This window comes from Curtobacterium sp. MCBD17_034 (genome assembly GCF_003234515.1).
Classification (GTDB): domain Bacteria; phylum Actinomycetota; class Actinomycetes; order Actinomycetales; family Microbacteriaceae; genus Curtobacterium.
Map to the genome: position 1 here is coordinate 164079 of NZ_QKTN01000004.1, position 22221 is coordinate 186299.

19 protein-coding genes and 1 tRNA gene are annotated in these 22221 nt (G+C 72.6%); 17 read left to right on the plus strand and 3 right to left on the minus strand.

The window, feature by feature from the left end; all coding sequences use genetic code 11:
• The first annotated feature begins 42 nt into the window (after window positions 1-42).
• Both DEI92_RS09430 and DEI92_RS09435 read left to right on the plus strand, forming a co-directional pair.
• Window positions 43-864, plus strand: coding sequence for an RNA methyltransferase (locus tag DEI92_RS09430; RefSeq protein ID WP_111013294.1), 822 nt, complete (start codon window positions 43-45; stop codon window positions 862-864).
• 32 nt (window positions 865-896) lie between these two features.
• Window positions 897-2129, plus strand: a complete 1233-nt coding sequence (locus tag DEI92_RS09435) for a D-alanyl-D-alanine carboxypeptidase family protein (protein ID WP_181434798.1) — start codon at window positions 897-899, stop codon at window positions 2127-2129.
• 13 nt (window positions 2130-2142) lie between these two features.
• Here DEI92_RS09435 and DEI92_RS09440 read toward each other — a convergent pair whose 3' ends face one another.
• Complete coding sequence (locus tag DEI92_RS09440) at window positions 2143-2937, minus strand: SGNH/GDSL hydrolase family protein (protein ID WP_111013396.1); 795 nt, start codon at window positions 2935-2937, stop codon at window positions 2143-2145.
• 23 nt (window positions 2938-2960) lie between these two features.
• Here DEI92_RS09440 and DEI92_RS09445 point away from each other — a divergent pair, with 23 nt between their 5' ends.
• The 8 genes from DEI92_RS09445 (at window position 2961) to DEI92_RS09480 (ending at window position 13313) form a co-directional block, all read left to right on the plus strand.
• Window positions 2961-4136 (plus strand): acyl-CoA dehydrogenase family protein, encoded by a 1176-nt coding sequence (locus tag DEI92_RS09445; RefSeq protein ID WP_111013296.1) that lies wholly within the window; start codon window positions 2961-2963, stop codon window positions 4134-4136.
• Window positions 4137-4191: 55 nt separating this feature from the next.
• Complete coding sequence (locus DEI92_RS09450; RefSeq protein ID WP_111013297.1) at window positions 4192-6573, plus strand: FUSC family protein; 2382 nt, start codon at window positions 4192-4194, stop codon at window positions 6571-6573.
• Window positions 6574-6663: 90 nt separating this feature from the next.
• The gene (gene dinB / locus DEI92_RS09455; RefSeq protein ID WP_111009076.1) at window positions 6664-7917 is read left to right on the plus strand and encodes a DNA polymerase IV; all 1254 of its coding nucleotides are present in this window, start codon (window positions 6664-6666) and stop codon (window positions 7915-7917) included.
• Window positions 7918-7943: 26 nt separating this feature from the next.
• A complete protein-coding gene (locus DEI92_RS09460) occupies window positions 7944-9749 on the plus strand; it encodes a DEAD/DEAH box helicase (protein ID WP_111009075.1) in 1806 nt (601 codons plus the stop codon).
• The gene (locus DEI92_RS09465; protein WP_111009074.1) at window positions 9746-9949 is read left to right on the plus strand and encodes a hypothetical protein; all 204 of its coding nucleotides are present in this window, start codon (window positions 9746-9748) and stop codon (window positions 9947-9949) included. The genes DEI92_RS09460 and DEI92_RS09465 overlap by 4 nt, the downstream gene beginning before the upstream one ends.
• A gap of 120 nt (window positions 9950-10069) precedes the next feature.
• On the plus strand, window positions 10070-11398 hold the full coding sequence (locus tag DEI92_RS09470) for an NAD(P)/FAD-dependent oxidoreductase (protein WP_111013298.1): 1329 nt from the start codon (window positions 10070-10072) through the stop codon (window positions 11396-11398).
• Window positions 11399-11536: 138 nt separating this feature from the next.
• Window positions 11537-12685: a zinc-dependent alcohol dehydrogenase gene (locus DEI92_RS09475; RefSeq protein ID WP_111013299.1), complete on the plus strand. Its 1149-nt coding sequence runs from the start codon at window positions 11537-11539 to the stop codon at window positions 12683-12685.
• Window positions 12686-12725: 40 nt separating this feature from the next.
• Window positions 12726-13313, plus strand: coding sequence for a hypothetical protein (locus tag DEI92_RS09480; RefSeq protein ID WP_111009071.1), 588 nt, complete (start codon window positions 12726-12728; stop codon window positions 13311-13313).
• Between the two features lie 99 nt (window positions 13314-13412).
• Here the strand turns inward: DEI92_RS09480 and DEI92_RS09485 are convergent.
• A tRNA-Leu gene (locus tag DEI92_RS09485) sits at window positions 13413-13498 on the minus strand.
• A 168-nt stretch (window positions 13499-13666) separates the two neighbouring features.
• Between DEI92_RS09485 and DEI92_RS09490 the strand changes: the two genes are divergently transcribed.
• The gene (locus tag DEI92_RS09490; RefSeq protein WP_111009070.1) at window positions 13667-14992 is read left to right on the plus strand and encodes a M20/M25/M40 family metallo-hydrolase; all 1326 of its coding nucleotides are present in this window, start codon (window positions 13667-13669) and stop codon (window positions 14990-14992) included.
• Window positions 14992-16257 carry a cysteine--1-D-myo-inosityl 2-amino-2-deoxy-alpha-D-glucopyranoside ligase gene (mshC, locus tag DEI92_RS09495; RefSeq protein WP_111013300.1) on the plus strand — a complete coding sequence of 422 codons (1266 nt, stop codon included), beginning with the start codon at window positions 14992-14994 and terminating at the stop codon, window positions 16255-16257. The genes DEI92_RS09490 and mshC overlap by 1 nt, the downstream gene beginning before the upstream one ends.
• Before the next feature lie 46 nt (window positions 16258-16303).
• Here the strand turns inward: mshC and DEI92_RS09500 are convergent, their stop codons facing one another.
• Entirely contained in the window at window positions 16304-17239 is a 936-nt protein-coding gene (locus tag DEI92_RS09500; protein WP_111013397.1) for a proteasome assembly chaperone family protein, read from the minus strand.
• 158 nt (window positions 17240-17397) lie between these two features.
• On the opposite strand from DEI92_RS09500, the gene DEI92_RS09505 reads away from it, so the two are divergent.
• The 5 genes from DEI92_RS09505 (at window position 17398) to DEI92_RS09525 (ending at window position 22164) form a co-directional block, all read left to right on the plus strand.
• The gene (locus tag DEI92_RS09505; protein ID WP_111013301.1) at window positions 17398-18132 is read left to right on the plus strand and encodes an HAD family phosphatase; all 735 of its coding nucleotides are present in this window, start codon (window positions 17398-17400) and stop codon (window positions 18130-18132) included.
• Window positions 18132-19145 (plus strand): tRNA (adenine-N1)-methyltransferase, encoded by a 1014-nt coding sequence (locus tag DEI92_RS09510; RefSeq protein ID WP_111009067.1) that lies wholly within the window; start codon window positions 18132-18134, stop codon window positions 19143-19145. Before DEI92_RS09505 ends, DEI92_RS09510 begins: the two co-directional genes overlap by 1 nt.
• 63 nt (window positions 19146-19208) lie before the next feature.
• Complete coding sequence (locus tag DEI92_RS09515; protein ID WP_111013302.1) at window positions 19209-20120, plus strand: FKBP-type peptidyl-prolyl cis-trans isomerase; 912 nt, start codon at window positions 19209-19211, stop codon at window positions 20118-20120.
• A gap of 36 nt (window positions 20121-20156) precedes the next feature.
• The gene (locus DEI92_RS09520; RefSeq protein ID WP_111013303.1) at window positions 20157-21203 is read left to right on the plus strand and encodes a YafY family protein; all 1047 of its coding nucleotides are present in this window, start codon (window positions 20157-20159) and stop codon (window positions 21201-21203) included.
• On the plus strand, window positions 21196-22164 hold the full coding sequence (locus DEI92_RS09525; RefSeq protein WP_111009064.1) for a YafY family protein: 969 nt from the start codon (window positions 21196-21198) through the stop codon (window positions 22162-22164). The genes DEI92_RS09520 and DEI92_RS09525 overlap by 8 nt, the downstream gene beginning before the upstream one ends.
• Window positions 22165-22221: the final 57 nt, after the last annotated feature.

Below are 22221 nucleotides of genomic sequence, written 5' to 3' on the forward strand. Positions count from 1 at the left end.
TCGACAGCCCACGACCCCGATCGCTTCCCGGAGGACCATCCCGTGCAGACGGTGCGCATCGACGCCCTCGACGACCCGCGACTCGACGACTACGCCCGCCTGACCGACGTCGCGCTCCGACGCGTGCGGGAGCCGGAGGGTGGGCTGTACATCGCCGAGTCGAACACCGTGATCGAGCGTGCCCTCGCCGCTGGGCATGTGCCTCGGAGCGTGCTCGTGCAGGAGAAGTGGCTGCCCGAGGTCCTGCCGATGCTGGCCGAGCACGACGGTCCGGTGTTCGTCGGTCCCGACGCCCTGCTCGAGGAGCTCACCGGGTTCCGCATGCACCGCGGTGCGCTCGCGGCGATGCAGCGACCCGCCGAGCCCGCACTGGCGGACGTCGTCCGGGACGCGCGTCTCGTCGTCGTGCTCGAGGACATCGTCGACCACACGAACGTCGGTGCGGTCTTCCGGTCGGTGGCCGGACTCGGGGCGGACGCCGTCCTCGTCTCGCCGCGCTGTGCCGACCCCCTCTACCGCCGCAGCGTGCGCGTGAGCATGGGGACGGTCCTCCAGGTCCCGTGGACACGGATCGGCGAGTGGGCGGACGCCGGGCCCGCGCTCCGGGCCGCGGGGTTCCACCTGGCCGCGATGGCCCTGACGGACGACTCCGTCCCACTCGACGCGTTCGTCCAGGACGTGCCCGAGCGCGTCGCACTCGTCATGGGCACCGAGGGTGACGGCCTGAGCGCGCGTGCCGTGGCCACCGCCGACACCGTGGTGCGGATCCCGATGGCGCACGGGGTCGACTCGCTCAACGTGGCGGCGGCGAGCGCCGTGGGCCTGTGGGCGGTCGCACACGCCCAGCGCGCGGCGCGCAGCTGATCCATCGCCGCCCACCCCTAGGCTGCTGTGCCGTGTCACGTGTCGTCCACCGGCCCCGCTCCGCGGTCCGGCGTCCCGTCCTGATCACCGTGGTCGCCGTGGTGCTCGTCGCGGTCGCGTACCTGGTCGCGGCGGCCGTCGTGCCCTTCGCGCCGGCGACCGTCTCGCGCGCGACCTACGCCGCACCCACGGCGACGCTGCCGGCGCTGTCGTTCCCGGGCTACGGCGCGACCGCGGTCGAGGCCCCGGGCTTCGCCGGGAGCCTGCAGACGAGCGGCGACACCGGTCAACGCTCGATCGCGAGCATCAGCAAGGTGGTGACAGCCCTCGTGGTGCTGCAAGCGCACCCACTGACGACCTCGGACGACGGGCCGACGATCACGTTCACGGCCGCGCAGCACGCCCTGTACGACCAGTACCTCGCCCTGGACGGCGAGGTCGCGGCCATGCCGGTCGGTCTCCGGTTGAGCGAGCGGCAGGCGTTCGAGGTCATGCTCATGAAGTCCGCGAACAACTACGCCGGGGCGCTGGCCCTGTGGTCGTTCGGGTCGATGGACGCGTACCGCACGGCCGTCCACGCCTGGTTGTCGGCGCACGACCTGGACCACACGACCATCGAGGAGCCGACGGGACTCGACCCGCACAACACCGCGACCGCGTCGGACCTCGTGCACCTCGGCGAGCTGGCGATCGCGAACCCCGTGGTGAAGCAGATCGTCGGCACGCAGCGCACGACCATCCCCACGGTCGGTCCGATCGAGAACTCGAACAAGCTGCTCGGGATGGACGGTGTCGAGGGCATCAAGACCGGGACGCTCGACCAGGCCGGTGCGTGCTTGCTGTTCGCCGCGACGTACCAGCGCGGCGGACGCACCGTCACGGTCGTGGGAGCGATGCTCGGCGGGAGGGACCACGACTCGCTCGACGTCGACGTGCGGCGGCTGCTCGACTCGGTCGCGGACAACTTCCACGTCGTGACCCTGACGAACCGCGGGCAGACGTTCGGCCACTACGCCACCCCCTGGCGGCCACGGACGGACGCGGTCGCCGCCTCGGCGCGGTCGGTGCTCGTCTGGGGGCGGACGACGGTGACGGCACGCACTCGCCTCGAGCAGGTGACCTTCGGCCGTCGGGGCGAGCGGGTGGGCACCGTGCGGTTCACGATCGACCACCACGCCCCCGTCACGGTGCCGCTCGAGCTCGACGCGTCGATCACGGAGCCCGACCTGTGGTGGCGCTGGACGAACCCGTTCCAGGGGGCCTGAGGCCGTCAGCGCGTCAGGGCGTGTCGGAGCGGTGCTCGAGCACCGTCTGGAGTTCGGGCCGCTTCGGCTCGACTCCGTCGCCCGAGGACGTGTGCCGGATCCGCCGGACGACCCACGGCACGAGGTACTCCCGCGCCCAGCCGAGGTCCTCGACCCGCGCCTCGCGCCACGGCCGAGCCGCCAAGGGCTCCGGCTGCCACGGCGCCAGCTCGTGTTCGACCCCGAGGGTGTCGAGCACGGCCGCGGCGACGGTGGCGTGCCCGACGGGGGAGTGGTGGAGGCGGTCGGGCGCCCACATGCGCGGGTCCCGGAGGACGCGGAGCGCCCACATGTCGGCCACGAGTGCGCCGTGCTTGAGCGCGATCGCGTGCAGGTGCTCGTTGTAGATCGCCGCCTTGCCGCGGACGAGTCCGAGCACCGGCGTGGTCCCGACGTCGGGCCCGGTGAACAGGACGACGGTCGCGCCGTCCCGCCGCAGGGTGTGGATGAGCCCGTCGAAGCGCTCGGCGACCTCGTCCGGGTCGCTGCCGGGACGGATGATGTCGTTGCCGCCCGCCGAGACCGTGATCAGGTCGGGCCGCAACGCCAACGCGTGTTCGGCCTGTTCGTCGATGATCTGCTGCAGGAGCCGCCCGCGGATCGCCGTGTTCGCGTACGCGAAGTCGACGGTCTGGTTCGCGAGCACCTCGGCGACGCGATCCGCCCACCCTCGATGGCCACCGGGGACGCTCGGGTCAGGATCCCCGATGCCCTCGGTGAACGAGTCACCGATGGCGACGTACCTGGACCACGGATGCCGATCTGTCACGACCACAAAATAGTCTCGTCCTCGTGACCGACACCACCGCGTCCAGTCCGGGCTGGGAGCTCGACGACGCCCTGCTCGCCCGCATCGCCGCCCGCGCTCCCGGGTACGACCGTGACGGCCGGTTCTGCACGGAGGACCTGGCCGAGCTCCGCGACGCGGGGTACCTGCGCGTGGGCGTGCCGGTCGGCTCGGGAGGCGCGGGGCTGGGTCTCCGGGACACCGCGCGGATCCAACGACGGCTCGCCGCGGCGGCACCGGCCACCGCGCTCGGACTCGGCATGCACCAGGTGTGGGTGCAGGCCGCCCGCGCCGTGGGCGCCAGGGGCGAGTCGTTCCTCCAGATCGTGACGGACGCGGCGGCCGCCGACCGGCTGCTCGCCTTCGGCGTCAGCGAGGCGGGGAACGACGCGGTCCTGTTCGACTCGACGACGCGTGCCGAGTCCGACGGTGCCGGGGGATGGCGGTTCACCGGTCGGAAGTCGACGGTGTCCCTCGCGCCGGCGTGGGACCTGCTCAGCGTGTTCGGCCGGGACGACAGCGACCCGGCCGCCCCGGTGCTCGTGCACGGGTTCGTCGAGCGGGAGCAGCCCGGGCACCGCGCGCTCGGGGACTGGGACACGCTCGGCATGCGGGCCACGCGGAGCGACGCCACCGAGCTCGACGGCGTCCACGTGCCCGCCGACCGGATCGTCCGCGTGCTGCCCGTCGGGCCCTCCGCCGACCCGTTGGTCTTCGGGATCTTCGCGGCGTTCGAACTGCTCGTCGCCGCGGTCTACGCCGGCATCGCCGAGCGGGCGCTGGCCCTCGCCGTCGAGGGCGTCGGGCGACGGACCGCGCTCGACGGCACGCCCCGGTCGTCCGATCCGGACCTCCGTCGGGCGTTGGCCGATGCGCAGGGCGCGGTGGACGCGGTGGTCCTGCAGATCGATGCATTGACGCGGGACGTCGACGACCTCGTCGACCACGGACCCCGGTGGTTCCCGCTGCTCGTCGGCACGAAGGCGCGCTCCGTCGACACCGCGGCTCACGTCGTCGACGAGGCCATGCGCGTCGTCGGCGGGGGCGCGTACCGGGCCGGGGCGGAACTCGCGCGGCTGGCGCGGGACGTCCGCGCGGGGCAGTACCACCCGTCCTCCCGGGACTCCGCCGCCCGGACGATCGCGGCGGCCCTGCTCGGGCCGGTCCCGGCGCCGCACTGAAGGTCGTTCCGCTCCGGTACCATTGGCGGGGGACCACGACAGGAGGCGGCACCGGGTGACGAGCGCGACCGACCGATCCCGGGCCTCCCGGCTCGCACCCGAGCGGATCGCGCGTCCCGGTCGCCGACGGCGGGTCGTCGACCGCGTCCTCATGCTCGACGTCGGCCTCGTCCGGACCCAGAGCGCGCTGCGGACCCTGCTGTGCGTGCCCGCCGGGATGGCGGTCGGTCTCGCCCTCGCCTCCGCGGTCGGCCTGCCCGGCGTCCTCGGCGTGCTCATCGGGGCGATGCCCGCCTTCATCAGCTGCCTCATCATCAACGACGTCAGTGCTGGGCGCATCGCCGCGCGGACGGGTGCGGTGGTCGTGCCGTTCGTCGTCGCCTTGTTCGCGAGCGTCGCGCTCGATCGGTTCCACGTGCTCGAGCTCGCGCTGATCGTGGTGCTGTTGTTCGTGCAGTTCGCCGCGATGGGCTGGGGACCGTGGGCGACCGACGCCGCCGCGGTGGTGTTCTCCGGGTACCTCTGCGGGCTCCTGACCCCGTTGCCAGCGGCGAGCGTGGCCGGTCTGGCACTCATCGGTGCCGGTTCCCTCGCGGTCACCGTCGTGATCCGCGGTGTGTTCCTGCGGCCCATGCCGTTCCGGTCCCTGCTGTGGACCCGGCGTGCCCTGCTCGCCTGGGCGACCGCCGTCCTCCGTGCCGCCGTCGACCTGCTCGCGGTCGGACCCGACCTGTCCCGGGAGCGGGTCCGGGCCGCCCGTCGCCTGCGCCGACGGCTCGACCGGTTCCAGGAGGTCGCGCTCACCGCCGACGGCATGCTCGCCGCTCCGGGTGTGGGACCGACGGGCGCGACCGCCGAGACGCTGCACCGGCTGCTGTTCGACACCCACCTCGCCGTCGACGGACTCGGCCGGACCGCCGAGACGCTCGCCGGGAGCGGGGCGCCCGACGACGTCCGAGCCGCGGTCGCGGAGGCGATCCGCACGGTCGTCGTCGGCGGCGGCGCGCAGGGGGCGACGGCGGCTGAAGGGATGCTCGCCCGGTTCGGGGTCACGCCGTCCGCCCGGGCGGACGGGTCGACGCTGGCGCACGTCGTGCACCGCGCCGCCCTGCAGCTCGCCGACCTCGCCGCCGCCGCCCGCGCTTGGGGGACACTGCGCGCCGCGCTGCCGCGTGAGGGCGACGCGGTCCCGTTCCGGACACCGGTCGTCCTGGTCGGCGGACGTCCGTCCGGCGCGGTCCCCGTCCTCGACGACGCACTCGCCGACGGCATGACCGGCCCCTGGCGGCGGTGGCACGTCTCGGCGTCCCTCCGCACCGGCATCCAGGCGGCGGTCGCGGTCGCGGTCGTGGAGCCGCTCGCGCTCCTGCTCGACGGCAGCCGGTTCTACTGGGGCGTGATCGGCGTCATGATCGTCCTCGCCGGCACGAACTCGACGCACGAGCGGGTGCGGAAGGCACTCCACCGCGGGGTCGGGACGGTGCTCGGCGGCGCGCTCGGGATCGTCCTCGTGCACCTGCTCGGCACGCACCACCCGTGGTGGACCGCCGGCATCGCGGTGTTCGCCCTCGCGGTCGGCACCTACGGCTTCGGCGGCGTCTACGCGATCTGGGTCACAGCGCTCGTGGTCGTGCTCTGCCAGGTGTACGCGTACGGCGGCAGTTTCACGGACACGCTGATCCCGTTCCGGCTCGCCGAGAACCTGCTCGGCGCCGCGGTCGCCGTTCTCGTGAGCGTGGTCGTCCTCCCGGTGGCGTCGGGCAGGATGGTCCGGAGCGCCGTGCGACGCCAGCTCGCGGCCGTGCGCTCGTTCGTCCTGTCCGCGGGTCTCGTCGATGTCGGTGGGGACGGTCCGCGCGACGCCGACCCCTCGGATCCGGATGCCTTCGACCTGCGGCGCCGGTCACGCGCCGTCGACGCCGCGACCTACCAGCTCGACGCGGTCATGAAGCCCATGGTGCGGTTCCCGTCCGGCGGTGCGGCCCGCACCGACGCGCGCACACGGGCGGCGCTGCAGTCGGTCGCCGTGTTCGCGCGCGAACTCGCCGGGAGGCCCGCTCCGATCGCGCGACCACCCGTCCCGGTCGTCGAGGCCCTCGCGCACGCCGCGGGGGTGCTCGCCACCTCGATCGACGCGCTCTCCGGCGCCGTGGGCAGCGGTCGTCAGCGCGGGGAGATCCGACGCGGCGACGACGCGTGGGTGCGTGCGAGCGACGCGCTCGACGCCGCCGTCGCGGCGACGCCACCCGGACCCGCGCACGAGTGGGTGCACGACCGGGTCCTGGCGCTCGGTCGTGTCGACGACGCGCTCGCGGTCCTGGCCGAGCGGAGCGGACTCCCGGTCGCCGGCGTCGCCTCCGGAGCCACGAGCACGAGCGCCCGAGCACGCCGGGCCGCGGCGCTCGTCGAACGACACCTGCTCGCCACCGACCGCTGAGCGCTGAGCGCTGAGCGCTCCGGTGTTTGTCGGCGGCGCATGCCACCATGGTCGCGCGTTCGGCCGATGTCGATCGCGGAAGGACGTGGCGTGAGCAAGCAGGACGGCAGCACCCGCCTCGTCACGGAGGCCCCGACCGACGACACGACCGCGTCGGTCCTGCACGTCGACATGGACGCCTTCTTCGCCTCGGTCGAGTTGCTGGACCGTCCCGACCTCGTCGGCAAGCCGGTCATCGTCGGGCACGACGCCGAGCGCTCGGTCGTCACGGCCGCCACGTACGAAGCGCGTCGGTTCGGGGTGAACTCCGCGATGCCGATGGCGATCGCCCGCCGCCGCTGCCCCCAGGCGATCGTCGTCGAGCCGCACTTCGAGAAGTACCGGACGAACTCGCGACGCATCATGGAGATCCTCGATCGCTACACGCCGCGGGTCGAACGCCTCGGGATCGACGAGGCATTCCTCGACGTCCGGGGGGCGCTCCGCCTGCACGGCACCCCGTGGCAGGTCGGCACCGCCATCCGCGCCGAGGTCCACCGCGAGACCGGCCTGCGCTGCTCCGTCGGCGCCGCCGCCACCAAGTTCGTGGCGAAGCTCGCGTCGAGCCGCGCGAAACCGGACGGGATCCTCGTGGTCCCGGAGGCCGACACCGTCGCGTTCCTGCACCCGCAGCCGGTGTCCGCGCTCTGGGGTGTGGGCGGCAAGACAGCCGAGGTGCTCGAGCGGCGGGGCATCCGCACCGTCGGGGACCTCGCGACGACCCCGGTCGCGTCGCTCGTGTCCGCCGTCGGGCCCGCGATGGGCAACCGCCTGCACGAGCTCGCGTGGGGACGCGACCCGCGGGTGGTCGAGAGCGGCTCGGTCGAGAAGTCCGTGGGCCACGAGGTCACCTTCCCGACCGACGTCACCGACCGCGACGAGCTCGCCCGGGAGCTCCTGCGCCTCGCCGACCGGGTGGCCGCTCGCCTGCGGGCGGCGGGCCTGCGCGCGCGGACGATCGCGCTCAAGGTGCGGTACACGGACTTCACGACGCTCTCACGGTCGCGCACGCTGCCCGAGCCCACGGACGTCGCGCGCCGCATTCACCGCGAGGCCGTCGACCTCTACGACGCCCTGCACCGGCCCGGACACCGGATCCGGCTGATCGGTGTGCGGGGCGAGAACCTCGCGCCCGCAGGCGAGAGCAACGCGCTGTGGGACGACGACGCGCCGTGGCGCGAGACCGAGACGACCGTCGACGCGGTGGCCGCGCGGTTCGGCGCGGGGATGGTCCGGCCCGCCTCCCTCGTGCGTCCGCAAGCGGCGCCCCACGCTCCGCACGCCCGACAGGACGGCGAGGCGTGACGGCACGGCCGGTAGACTCCCATGGAGTGAGTGCAGGGGAGTCGAGCCAGGAGGCCGCGGGCAACGCAGCGGCCGAGCACCTGTCGCCGGCGTTCCCGGACCGTGCCGCCTGGGGCACCGCGTCGAAGCTTCGCGCCTGGCAGGTCGAGGCGTTGACCAAGTACTTCGAGACCGAGCCGCGTGACTTCCTCGCCGCCGCGACACCGGGCGCAGGCAAGACGACCTTCGCCCTCCGACTCGCCACCGAGCTCCTGGCGCGGAACACCGTCGACCGGATCGTGGTCGTCGCCCCGACGGAGCACCTGAAACGGCAGTGGGCGGACGCGGCCGACCGCGTGGGCATTCGGCTCGACCCGATGTTCAAGAACGGCGACGGCATGTTCGGTCGGCACTACCAGGGCATCGCGATCACCTACGCCCAGGTCGGTATGAACCCCGAGGTCCACCGCCGGATCACCGAGGGTGGGCGCACGCTCGTCGTCCTCGACGAGGTCCACCACGGCGGTGACGCCCTCACCTGGGGCGACGGCATCCGCGAGGCCTTCGGAGCCGCGACCCGACGACTGTCGCTGAGTGGCACGCCGTTCCGCTCGGACACCAACCCGATCCCGTTCGTGAGCTACGCACCGGACGACGAGGGCATCCGGACCTCCATCGCCGACTACAGCTACGGCTACGGCCGAGCGCTGCAGGACGGCGTCGTCCGCCCCGTGTTGTTCATGGCCTACGCGGGCCAGATGCGCTGGAAGACCCGCATGGGGGACGAGATGTCGGCCTCGCTCGGCGAGCAGGTCACGAAGGACATCACCGCGCAGGCCTGGCGCACGGCACTCGCCCCCGACGGCGAGTGGATGACCGCCGTGCTGTCGGCCGCCGACAAGCGGCTCACCGAGGTCCGGCGTGGGGTCCCCGACGCCGGCGGTCTCGTCATCGCCACCGACACGACGACCGCCCGGGCCTACGCCCGGATCCTCCAGCGGATCACCGGCGAGCGACCCACCGTGGTGCTCTCCGACGAGGCCGCGGCCTCCAGCCGCATCGGTGCGTTCGCGGCCGACGAGACCCGGTGGATGGTCGCGGTCCGGATGGTCTCCGAGGGTGTCGACGTCCCGCGTCTGTGTGTCGGCGTGTACGCCACGAGCGCGAGCACCCCGCTGTTCTTCGCTCAGGTGATCGGTCGTTTCGTGCGGGCACGTCGTCGTGGTGAGACGGCCTCGGTGTTCCTGCCGAGCGTGCCCGGGCTCATGGCCCTCGCGGCGAGCCTCGAACTCGAGCGTGACCACGCCCTCGACCGCCCCAAGGGCACGGACGACGGCATGTACAACCCCGAGGACGCCATGGTGGCCGAGGCGAACCAGGACGCCAAGGCCTCGGACAGCCTCCTCGACCTGCAGCCGTTCCAGGCCCTCGACTCGCAGGCGTCGTTCGACCGCGTCCTCTACGACGGCGGCGAGTTCGGGTCGGGCGGCGAGATCGGCAGCCTCGAGGAACTCGACTTCATCGGGATCCCCGGGCTCCTCGAGCCGGACCAGGTCCGCGAACTGCTCCGCCAGCGTCAGGCGACGCAGGCCAAGCGCGCGCGACGGGGGAAGGACGGCCAGCCGCGACCCCCGGAGCCCGAGCACCGACCGATGTACATGACGATCAAGGAGCAGCGGTCGGAGCTCCACCGGCTCGTGTCGATCTGGGCCCGGCACAGCAACGAGCCGCACGGCGCCGTGCACGCCGAGCTCCGTCGGATCAGCGGGGGACCGGCAGTGGCCCAGGCGAGCACCGAGCAGATCCAGAAACGCATCGACATCCTCCGGTCCCGGATCGGCAACCGCCGGTGATCGAGCCCGTCGACGAGCGCACCTGGTTCGTCAAGCGCGAGCCGGACGCCTCGCCCGAGGCCATCATCGACCGGTTCGGCGGCGGGTACCGACTCCGTCGCTTCTCGCTGACCGAGGCACGACGGACCGCGCACGGCGTCTACACCGGCCTCGACATCGCCGAAGCGGCCTGGTGGCGACTCCGTCAGCGGCGCGGGTGACACAGGTCGACCACGGCTCGGCGGCGACGCGCGCCGACGACGCGATCCGAGCCTCCCGGGACGGACGCCGGGCCGTCGGAAATGGTGACCGTCCGAGCCGATCTGGCGTAGACCGTATGCATGGCTGACTCGATCCCACACGTCCTCGTCCTCGGCGGCGGTTCCGGCGGTTACTCCACCGTCCTGCACCTGCAGAAGCAGGCCACCACGGTCCCGATGCGGATCACCCTCGTCGACCAGAACACGTACTACACGTACCTGCCGTTCCTGCCCGAGGTCGCCGGCGGGCACATCGCACCCCGCGACGTCACCGTGGAGCTCCGCCGTGCGCTGCGGCGCACCCGGGTCATCCAGGGCAAGGTGACCGGGATCGACAGCACGGCGAAGACCGTCTCGGTCGCCACGGCGGGCGGGGACGACCGCACGCTCGGCTACGACCACGTCGTCGTCGCCCTCGGTTCGGTCACCCGCGTGTTCCCGACCCCCGGTCTCGAGGAGCACGCCGTGGGGTTCAAGAGCGTCGAGGAGGCCGCGTTCGTGCGTGCCAAGCTGCTCGACAACATCGCCAAGGCCGCGGCCACGCGTGACGAGGAGGAGCGCCGCAAGCTCCTCACCAGCATCTTCATCGGCGGTGGCTACACCGGTGTCGAGGCGATCGGGGAGCTGTTCGACGTCTCGCAGGCCGCCATCGCGACCTACCCGTCACTCGCCGGCGAGCAGCCCCGATGGGTGCTCATCGACGCGCTCGACCGCGTGGCGCCCGAGGTCGGCCCCGACCTGTCGAAGTGGACGCTCGAGTCGCTCCGCGCCCGCGGGATCGACGTCCGCCTCAAGACCACGATGCCGAGCTGCGAGGGCGGGGTCGTCAAGCTCAGCGACGGCGACGAGTTCGCCGCCGGCCTCATCGTCTGGACGGCGGGCGTCAAGCCCAACCCGGTGCTCGACAACACCGATCTGCCGCGCGGGCCGAAGGGCCACCTGGCGTGCAACGCGAAGCTCCAGGTCGAGGACGAGCAGACCCACGAGGTGGTCGAGGGGGCCTGGGGCCTCGGCGACGCCGCACAGGTGCCCGACCTGACGGCGGAGAAGCAGCCGGCGTACTACCCGCCGAACGCGCAGAACGCGGTCCGGCAGGCGGTCGTCGTCGCGGACAACATCGTCGCGACGATCACCGGGCAGCCCATCCGCGAGTACCGCCACGTGTCGATCGGATCGGTCGCCTCGTACGGCATCGCGAAGGGCGCGGCCAACATCAAGGGCATCAAGATGACGAACCTCCCGGCCTGGGCTGCCCACCGCGCCTACCACGTGTACGCGATGCCGACCCTGAACCGGAAGGCGCGCATCGTCATCGGCTGGCTCACCGGCGCCGTGTCGGGTCGCGACTCGACGTCGCTCATCAAGGAGACCGACCCGCGGCGCGAGTTCGTGGACGCCGCGAACAGCTGAGTCACGCTCCGCTGACGCGGGAGACGGACGGGAGGGACGGTGCCGGTCGGCGCCGTCCCTCCCGTCCGTGGGCGGGGTACGTTCCTGGATCGCCGCCCAGCGGGCGTGGGGTGGACTCGGGACGTCGAGAGGAGACGCATGCGCGCCATGACCTACCGGGGGCCCTACCGGATCCGAGTCGAGGACAAGGACGTCCCTCGGATCGAGCACCCGAACGACGCGATCGTCCGCGTGACCCGAGCCGCCATCTGCGGCTCCGATCTGCACCTGTACCACGGCCTCATGCCGGACACGCGCATCGGGCACACCTTCGGTCACGAGTTCATCGGCGTCGTCGAGGAGGTCGGCTCCTCGGTCGAGCGGCTCCAGCGTGGCGACCGGGTGATGGTCCCCTTCAACATCTTCTGTGGCACCTGCTGGTACTGCGCCCGCGGCCTGTACTCGAACTGCCACAACGTCAACCCCAACGCGACCGCGGTCGGCGGCATCTACGGGTACTCCCACACGACGGGCGGCTACGACGGCGGCCAGGCGGAGTACGTCCGGGTGCCCTTCGCGGACGTCGGTCCGCAGGTCATCCCCGATTGGCTCGACGACGAGGACGCGCTCATGATGACCGACGCGCTCGCCACCGGGTACTTCGGTGCACAGCTCGGCGACATCGCGGAGGGCGACACGGTCGTCGTGTTCGGCGCGGGCCCGGTCGGTCTGTACGCCGCGAAGTCCGCCTGGCTCATGGGTGCCGGCCGGGTGATCGTCATCGACCAGCTCGAGTACCGGCTCGAGAAGGCCCGCACGTTCGCGCAGGCCGAGACCATCAACTTCGCCGAGGTCGCCGACGTCGTGCTCGAGCTGAAGCGCACGACCGACTTCCTCGGTGCGGACGTCTGCATCGACGCCGTCGGAGCCGAAGCCGACGGCAACCTGCTGCAGCACGTCACCGCGACGAAGCTGAAGCTCCAGGGCGGTTCGCCCATCGCGCTCAACTGGGCGATCGACGGCGTCCGCAAGGGCGGCACGATCTCGGTCATGGGCGCGTACGGGCCGATCTTCAGCGCGGTGAAGTTCGGTGACGCGATGAACAAGGGCCTGACGTTGCGCATGAACCAGACCCCGGTGATCCGCCAGTGGCCGCGGCTGCTCGAACACATCCGCGCCGGGTACCTCAAGCCGAGCGAGATCATCACCCACCGCATCCCGCTCGAGCACATCGCCGAGGGCTACCACCTGTTCTCGGCGAAGCTCGACGACTGCATCAAGACCGTGATCGTGCCGGAGAGCGCGTGAGCGGCGGCGACCGGACATCGCCGAACACGAGGAGGACCGCATGACCGACGACGAACCGCTCGCCTACCTGCCGGACAAGCCCCGCGACGTCCCCACGCCAGAGGAACTGCGTGCGCGGATCCCAGGCTGGGGCGCCGACCTCGACCCCGCCGACCGGCCGGCCGTGCCGCGCCTCCGGTTCGACCCGTCCGCCACCGGTGCGCACTGGACGTTCCCGGAGCGACAGCCGGGTGCCGAGGGCCGCGAGCGCTCGATCGAGCACGCCTTCGTGACGCCCGTGTTCGGGACGGCGCAGCCGCTGTCCGGTGTCTCGGGTCTGATCCGCCGCGCTGCGTACGGGTTCTTCAGCGAAGGGCGTGCGGCGCACTGGCTGCTCCTCATCGCCGGGGACCGCGTCAACGTCGCGGAGGCGCGGATCGCCGCAGCCCTGCAGGGGTCGCCGGACCGGGTCGTGCACGAGACCGGGATCGCTGCCGAACGGGGCGGCCGGGGGATCGCCGAACGGCTGCGCTCGTCGCGGTCGGACACGCACCACACGTGGATCGACCCGCTGCTGACGATGGGGCCGTACGTGCTCGTGGGCCTCGTCGCGACCTCGCTGGTCCGGGGCCTGGTGCGCCGGCGCTGAAGCCGGGTCCGCCAGCGGCGGAGCCGGGGTGCGGTCCACGAGCGGGGACGGCCACCGGACGAAGAAGCGGCTGGTCCCGATGGGACCAGCCGCTCGTCGTGTCCGAGGGGGGACTTGAACCCCCACGCCCTAATACGGGCACTAGCACCTCAAGCTAGCGCGTCTACCAATTCCGCCACCCGGACAGGGTGTCGACGCGGGTCCCGGGCCTTCCGGCCGGTCCCGCTGCCGAGGAACGACAGTAGCACGGATCGGCGGCGCGACCGCACACGGGCGCGCATCCCGGGCGCGCCCGCCCGGCCTGCCCGCACCGGCGGGCACCGTGGTCGTACGCGGACGGTACCGTTGGGGACATGACCGATGTGCAGCGACCGGCGGACGTCGACACGGAGCTCGAGGCCACCGCCGCCATCGCCCGTGACCTCATCCGGTTCGACACCACGAACCACGGCGAGGGGCGTTCGAACGGCGAGGCCGACGCGGCCGAGTACGTCGAGGCGCATCTCCGGGACCTCGGGCTGGAGCCGCAGCTGTTCGAGTCGGAGCCGGGCCGGGTCAGCGTCGTCGCACGGGTTCCCGGGCGCGACCGCGACAAGCCGGGGCTCGTCGTGCACGGGCACCTCGACGTCGTCCCGGCCGATCCCGCGAACTGGTCCGTGGACCCGTTCGGTGGCGTCGTCCAGGACGGCGCGCTCTGGGGTCGCGGCGCGGTCGACATGAAGGACATGGACGCGATGATGCTCACCGCCCTGCGGGACGTCATCGAGCGGCAGGGCGCACCCGAGCGCGACCTGGTGATCGGCTTCTTCGCGGACGAGGAGGCTGGCGGCGTCCTCGGCGCGCACCACGTCGTCGCGGAACACCCCGAGGTCTTCGCCGGGGCGACGGAGGCCATCAGCGAGGTCGGTGGTTACTCGATCACCCTCGGCGATCGCCGGGCCTACCTGCTGCAGACGGGCGAGAAGGCGCTCATCTGGATCAAGCTCGTCGCGCGGGGCACCGCCGCGCACGGGTCGCACGTGATGCGCGACAACGCCGTGACGAAGCTCGCCGCGGCCGTCGCGCGCATCGGGAGCCGCGAGTGGCCGGTCCGGATGTCCGACACGACCGACGCGATGGTGCGCGAGGTCGCCCGGTTCCTCGGGGTGGACCCCACGCGGACGGGGCCGGACGAGGTCGCGCTGGCGACCGGTTCGGCCTCGCGCTTCATCCACGCGGCCCTGCACACGACGACGAACCCGACGCTCCTGCACGCCGGCTACAAGCACAACGTGATCCCCGACACCGCCGAGGCGCTCGTCGACATCCGGTGCCTGCCCGGCGACGAGGAGCAGGTGCTCGCCGAGGTCCGTGAACTCGCCGGGGACGACGTCGAGGTGCTGACGACGCACCGGGACGTCGGTCTCGAGACCGCGTTCGCCGGTCCGCTCGTCGACACCGTCCGCGCGGTCCTCGACCGGCACGACCCCGGCGCGCCGGTGCTGCCCTACCTGCTGTCCGGCGGGACCGACAACAAAGCGCTGTCGACCCTCGGCATCGCCGGGTACGGGTTCGTCCCGTTGCAGCTCCCCGGTGACATGGACTTCCCCGCGATGTTCCACGGCGTCGACGAGCGGGTCCCGCTGGCGTCGCTCGCGTTCGGGCGCCGCGTCCTCGCCGATCTCCTGGCGACCTACTGATGCGGGCCTGGGAGCACCCCGACGTCCCCGAGGTCACCGGCGTCGGGAGCCGGCCTCGCGTGCACGACACCGCCACCGGCAGCCCGGTCGACCCGACGGGCGGCGGCGAGCGCGCGACCATGTACGTGTGCGGCATCACGCCGTACGACGCGACCCACCTCGGGCACGCGGCCACCTACCTGGCCTTCGACACCCTGAACCGGGCCTGGCGGGATGCCGGGCTCGACGTCGAGTACGTGCAGAACACGACCGACGTCGACGACCCGCTCCTCGAGCGCGCCGCGGCGACCGGCGTCGACTGGCGCGAGCTCGCCGCCTCGCAGATCGCGTTGTTCCGGCGCGACATGGAGGCGCTGCGGGTGCTCCCGCCGGACGAGTACGTCGCGGTCACCGACGAGGTCGAGCGCATCGGCGAGGCCGTCGCGTTCCTGCTCGAGTCCGGCCACGGCTACCGGGTGCCGACGGAGGGCGCGGACGGCGACGACGTGTACTTCGACGTCCAGCGCGCGACCGACGCCTGGTCGCTCGGTGCCGAGAGCGGCCTCGACCGCGACACCATGCTCGCGCTGTCGGCGGAGCGCGGTGGCGACCCGGATCGACCCGGCAAGCGTGACCCGCTCGATCCGCTGCTGTGGCGTGCGGCACGACCCGGCGAACCGACCTGGGACACCGCTGTGGGCACCGGGCGGCCCGGATGGCACATCGAGTGCAGCGTCATCGCGGGTGACCGCCTCGGTGCGCCCGTCTCGGTGCAGGGCGGGGGGAGCGACCTCGTGTTCCCGCACCACGAGATGAGCGCGGGCCACACGGCGGCGCTCGCGCACGCACCACTCGCACGCGCCTACGTGCACACCGGGATGATCGCCTACCAGGGCACGAAGATCTCGAAGTCGCTCGGCAACCTCGTGACCGTCCGCGGCCTGCTCGAGGACGGCGCCGACCCGCGGGTCGTCCGCCTCGCGCTCTTGTCCCACCGCTACTCGGACGACTGGGAGTGGTTCGACAGCGAGCTGACGAGCGCGACCACGCGGCTCGCCTCGTGGGACGCCTGGGCTCGCGGAGTCGATCTGGAGGACCGGGGCGACGCCGACACGTCGGTGGCCGTCGCGAGCATGGCTCGGATCCGCGAGCGGGTCGCGGACGACCTCGACACGCCGGGGGCGGTCGCCGCGGTCGACACCGCGATCGCGGCGGGCGGCACGTGCACGGGCGAGCTCGTCGACCTCGTCGACGCCGTGCTCGGGATCCGGATCGGACAGCGCTGACGGAAGACCCGGCCCGGGGGTCCGGGGTCCGTCGGCCGTCCCGCCTTCAGGACTGGGGTGGGCGCCAGGGACCCTCGCCGGGGCCACCCGGGGCGCCGTCCTTGCCGTCGCGTCGGCGGAGGTACTGCTCGAACTCCTGGGCGATCGCGTCGCCGCTGGCCTCCGGGGAGTCGACCGTGTCGCGCGCCTGTTCGAGCTGCGTGATGTAGCTCGCCATGTCCTCGTCGTCGGCTGCCAGCGCGTCGATGCCCTGCTCCCAGTTCGCGGCGTCGTCGAGCAGGGACCCGCGCGGCACCGTCACGTCGGTGAGGTCCTCGATGCGGTCGAGGAGCGCGAGGGTCGCCTTCGGCGAGGGGGCGTTGTGGACGTAGTGCGGGACCGAGGCCCAGAGGGAGATCGTGGGCACGCCGGCGGTGTCCATCGCGTCCGACAAGACGCTGATGATGCCGACCGGGCCCTCGTACGTCGAGTGATCGACGCCGAGCGCGGTGCGGACGTCCTCGTCCTCACTGGACACGAAGACCGAGATCGGGCGGGTGTGCGGGACGTCCGCGAGCATGGCGCCGACGAACACGACGGCGTCGATCGCGTGCACGTCCACCAGGTCCACGATCTCCGCCGCGAACCCGCGCCACGTCCGCGACGGCTCGGGACCGACGAGCACGTACACCCCACGCTCACTCGTGGTGCCGCCGGCACCGACGACCTGGGAGACGGCGGGCGTGGTCCCGGTGGACGCCGGACCATGGAGCACGATCCGCGGCCAGATGACGCCGCGCACGCCGTCGTCGTCGCTGCCGATCGTCGGGCGGTTGAACTGGTAGTCGACGTACCGTTCACCGTCGAGCTCCCGGAGTTCCTCCAGGTCGAGCGCGTCGACGATGCGTCGGGCGAGTCCGCTCGCGGCCTCGCCCGCGTCGTTCCATCCCTCGAACGCGACGACGAGCAGGCGCCCGTCGCTGAAGGGGGAGTGCTGTGGCACGGAGGGGACCTCCTGGTCGATCTGCCGAGGGACGCGGGGCGCCGCGACCTGCACACCAACAATAGGACGTGCGTCCTCGCGGGCACCGCGGCCCGCGCTCCCGGCGTCGTGCCCGGAGCGAACGGGCGTTCGGGTGCCCGCCGCTACACTCGGGGGCCGTGACCTCCGAACTCCCCGCCGCGGTCCTCTGGGACATGGACGGCACCCTCGTGGACACCGAGCCGATCTGGCAGCGGTCCCAGATGGTGCTGACCGCGCAGTACGACGCCCCGTGGACCCACGAGGACGGCTTGTCCCTCGTCGGCAGTGGCCTCGAGCGCTCCGGCGAGATCCTCCGTGAGCACGGCGTGGACCTGACCGTGGAGGAGATCGTCGAGTGGATGACGACCTACGTGGTCGAGCACATGCACGACGCCATGCCGTGGCGTCCCGGGGCCCGCGAGCTCGTCGAGGAGCTGCACGACCGCGGCGTCCCGACCGCACTCGTGACGATGTCCCGGCGACGGATGGCGGTCGACGTGGCCGAGTTGCTCGGCGCGAGGGGATTCCGCGTGGTCGTCGCGGGCGACGACGTGGAGCACGCCAAGCCGCACCCCGAGGCGTACCTCCGTGCTGCGGCAGAACTCGGCGTCGACCCGGCCCGCTGTGTCGCGATCGAGGACTCGCCGACGGGTGTCGCCGCGGCGCTCGCCTCCGGGGCCGTCACGGTCGCGGTCGAGCACGTCGTGCCGATCGCCGAGGGCAGCGCCGACGTCCGGCTCGAGTCGCTGGAGGGCGTGGACGTCGACCGGCTCGTCGCACTGACGGCGCCCGCGTTCTCGGCGCACGCCGCCGCGGCGACCACGGCGTCCTCCGGGGCGGCGGCGGCGCAGCTCCCGGGCGAGGGCGCCTGATGACCGGCGCGCCAGCCCGCGGTCCCTTCCGTGCCGGCGACCGCGTCCAGCTCACCGGCCCGAAGGGCAAGCTGACCACGCTCTCGCTCGAGACCGGCGGCGAGTACCACACGCACCGCGGCGTCCTCCGCCACGACGACGTGATCGGCCAGCAGGACGGCTCCGTGATCGCCTCGTCGAGCGGCGACGAGTACCTGGCCCTCCGCCCCCTGCTGAACGACTACGTCATGTCCATGCCCCGCGGGGCCGCGATCGTCTACCCGAAGGACGCGGCCCAGATCGTCGCCTTCGCGGACGTGTTCCCGGGGGCCCGGGTCGTCGAGGCCGGCGTCGGCTCGGGCGCGCTCTCGCTGTGGTTGCTCCGGGCGATCGGCGCCGAGGGGACCCTGCACTCGTTCGAGCGTCGTTCCGAGTTCGCGGACATCGCCCGCGGCAACGTCGCCACGTTCCTCGGGGCCGATCCGGACAACTGGACCGTCACCGTGGGCGACCTCGTCGAGGAGTTGGCGCAGCACGTCGACGCCGGATCCGTCGACCGGGTCGTGCTCGACATGCTCGCGCCGTGGGAGTGCGTGGACGACGCCGCCGACGCACTCGTGCCCGGCGGACTCATCGTCTGTTACGTGGCGACCGTGACGCAGCTCTCCCGCGTGTGCGAGGCGATCCGCGACACCGGCCGCTACACCGAGCCGGAGCCGAGCGAGACGCTCGTCCGCACCTGGCACGTCGACGGACTCGCCGTGCGTCCCGACCACCGGATGGTCGGCCACACCGGGTTCCTGGTGACGGCCCGACGGCTCGCGGACGGCGTCGTGCTGCCCGACCACCGACGCCGTCGCAAGCCCGAGTTCGCCGACGAGGACGTCGAACTGTGGACGCCCGGCGCCGTGGGCGAGCGGGCGACGAGCGACAAGAAGCTCCGGAAGGTCGCCCGGCAGGCGGCCGCGCAGGCCCGGAAGGTCGCCGCGGCGGACGGGCCCCGGGCGGACGAGGCGCCAGCGGACGACCGCTAAGCTCTACCGGAGTCGTCCGGCGTCATCCGGGCGCGAACCCCCGAACGAGTGGAAAGAGGGTCCGTGCGCACCATCCCCGCACTCCTGGTCACGGTCGGCCTCGTCGCGTCGCTCACAGCGTGCGCGTCGGGCTCGGCGTCCGCGGGGGGATGCACGGCACCCGCGCCCGGCAACGCGTCCGAGGCCGTGTCGGCGTCCGGCGCGATCGGTGCGAAGCCGACGGTCCACGTCCCGTCGCCGCTCACCACGAAGCGGACCGAGGTCTCCGTGCTCCACCAGGGGTCCGGCCGTGTCCTCGGCGAGGGTTCCCCGGCGGTCATCGAGTACACGGTGGTGGACGGCGCGACCGGCAAGACCCTGCAGACCAGCGGGTACAAGGGGACGACGAGTCCCATCACCGTCGGGTCGACGAACGGCGGTGCACTGGGCAACGCGCTCGAGTGCGCGCGGGTCGGTGACCGCCTCGCGATCGTGGTGTCGAAGAAGGCGCTCCAGAACGGCAGCACCACCACGGCGAAGGTCCAACAGGACGCCGCGGTCGTCGTTGCGGACGTCGTGGACGGCTTCGCCTCGCGTGCCGACGGACGGCCACAGGTCGCCGCCGACGGCATGCCGGCCGTCGTGCTCGCCCCGAACGGTGCGCCCGGGATCACCGTGCCCGCCACCGCTGCACCGTCGAGTGACCAGGTGCACCTGCTCCGCAAGGGGTCCGGCCGCGAGATCACCGCGAAGGACACGGCAGTGGTCAAGTACACCGCGGTCAACTGGGGCACGAACTCGACTGTCGCCGGGTCGAGCTGGACCGACGGATCGGGTGCAGTGACGGTCCCGCTGGCGCCCGGCAACCAGATCGCGGCATCGATCCGCAAGGCCCTGATCGGCAAGCAGGTCGGCGACCAGGTGCTCGCCGTCGTCAAGCAGAACGGCACGACGTACGCGTACGTGTTCGACCTGCTCGGCGTGATGCCACGCTGATCCCGGGGGTACGCCCGCTGCCGTAGGATCAGCCTCGTGCCAGCGACCCGATCCCCGCGTGTCCCGGCAGAGGAACGGCTGTTCAGCCTCGTGCTCGCGCTTCTGTCGACGGAGTCGGGGCTCACGAAGGGCGAGATCCTCGCGAACGTGCAGGGATACCGCCAGCGGTACACGCCGGGTGGTGACAACGCCTCGCTCGAGCGTCAGTTCGAGCGCGACAAGGACGACGTCCGCGAACTCGGTGTCCCGCTCGAGACCATCGAGACGCCCGGTGCGACCGGCAACAACCAGACGCTGCGCTACCGGATCCCGAAGGGCGAGTACGACCTGCCCGAGGACGTCCGGTTCACCCCGGACGAGTCGGCGCTGCTGTCCCTGGCGGCGATGGCCTGGCGTGAGGGCGCGCTCTCGGCCGACTCCCGTCGCGCCCTGCTCAAGCTGCGGTCCGTCGGCGGTACCGACGACGACGGCGAGGACGCGCTCGCGGACGGCCGCGCCGTGGACGCCTACGCTCCTCGGCTCCGGGCCAGGGACGCTGCGTTCGAACCACTGCGCGCCGCGCTCGACCGCGCCGCCGCCGTCCGGTTCGACTACATCACACCGGGCAGCACCAAGGCTCGGACCCGGCAGGTCGCGCCACTGGCACTCGTGCAGCACGGCGGACGCTGGATGCTCGCCGCGCACGAGTTCGCGACCGACTCCGACAAGAACTACCTGCTCTCCCGCGTCGTCGGTCCGGTCTCGACGTACGAGGTCGGCCAGCACGAGGCGCCGGCAGACGCCGGGGAGCGTGCCCTCGCGGAACTCGACCGGGTCTGGGCGAACCGCACCGCCACGATCCAGGTCGCCACGGGCAGTGACGCCGAGCGGCGACTCGCCCGCCGACGCGGCACCACCACGGACGCCGACGGTCGGCTCGTCCTGCACTTCGTGGATCCCCAGATCCTGGCCGAGGAGCTCGCCGCCTTCGGGCCGGAGGTCCGTGTCGTGGAGCCGTCGGCCGTGCGGGACCTCGTGTGTGCCCGTCTCGAGCGACTCGTGCAGGACCACGACGACACCCCGGGGGAGGCTACCCGTGGCTGAGCAGCCGCTCCAGGCGCAGGACAAGCTCGCGTTCCTCCTGTCGCTCGTGCCGTACCTCATCGACCGCGAGCGCGTGTCGGTTACCGAGGCAGCACGACACTTCGGGGTCCCCGCGGCTCGGATCCGCCGCGCCGTCGAGCTCATCGCCGTGTCGGGGGTCCCGGGCGAGACCATGCAGTACCAACACGGTGACCTGTTCGACATCGCCTGGGACGACTTCGAGCAGAACGACATGATCGTGCTGACCAACCTCGTCGCGATCGACGACTCCCCGCGGCTCTCGGCCCGCGAGGCCTCGGCGCTCATCGCCGGCCTGCAGTACCTGTCGGCGCTACCCGAGGCCGGGGACCCGGAGGCGATCCACGCGCTCATCGCGAAGCTGTCCCGTGGGGCGGGTGGCGCCTCCAGTTCGGTCGCGGTCGGGCAGGACGCGCACGACGTCACCCTCGAGGTGATCCGGCGGGCGATGTCGGCCGGTCGGGGTCTCCGGTTCGACTACGCGGGGCCGCGGGCGCCCCGCGGTGAACGCCGCGTGGACCCGCTCCGGGTCGAGTCCATCGACACCGACTGGTACCTGCGCGCCTGGGACCTCGATCGCGATGCGCTCCGGACCTTCCGACTCGACCGCATGTCGGGCGTCGCCGTGGACGACCGTCCGGCGACGAAACGGATCGAGGACGTCGAGATCCCCGACACGCTGTTCCAACGTGGGCCCGAGGACACGATCGTCACCGTGGAGCTCGACTCCTCGTCCCTGCCGCTCGTCGCGGATTACCTCGCCGACACCGCGGACGACCCGGACGACCAGGGCCGCGTCCGCATCCGGCTCGCCGCGACCGGGTTCGACGGTGTCGTCCGCCTCGTCGCCGGGCTGCCCGGCCGTGCGGTCGTGCTGCACCCGCCCGCCGCGCGCGCGGCCCTCCGCGCCTTCGCCGCGGCAGCGCTCGCCCCCGCGGACTGAGCCGCCCCCGGCGTCGTCCGCCATGTCGGTCCACGGCGGAGAGGACGTAGGATCACA

Coding starts and splice junctions, on each gene's coding strand:
- DEI92_RS09470 (WP_111013298.1), top strand. CDS start 10,070: ATGGCTGACTCGATCCCACACGTCCTCGTCCTCGGCGGCGGTTCCGGC.
- DEI92_RS09475 (WP_111013299.1), top strand. CDS start 11,537: ATGCGCGCCATGACCTACCGGGGGCCCTACCGGATCCGAGTCGAGGAC.
- DEI92_RS09480 (WP_111009071.1), top strand. CDS start 12,726: ATGACCGACGACGAACCGCTCGCCTACCTGCCGGACAAGCCCCGCGAC.
- DEI92_RS09490 (WP_111009070.1), top strand. CDS start 13,667: ATGACCGATGTGCAGCGACCGGCGGACGTCGACACGGAGCTCGAGGCC.
- mshC (WP_111013300.1), top strand. CDS start 14,992: ATGCGGGCCTGGGAGCACCCCGACGTCCCCGAGGTCACCGGCGTCGGG.
- DEI92_RS09510 (WP_111009067.1), top strand. CDS start 18,132: ATGACCGGCGCGCCAGCCCGCGGTCCCTTCCGTGCCGGCGACCGCGTC.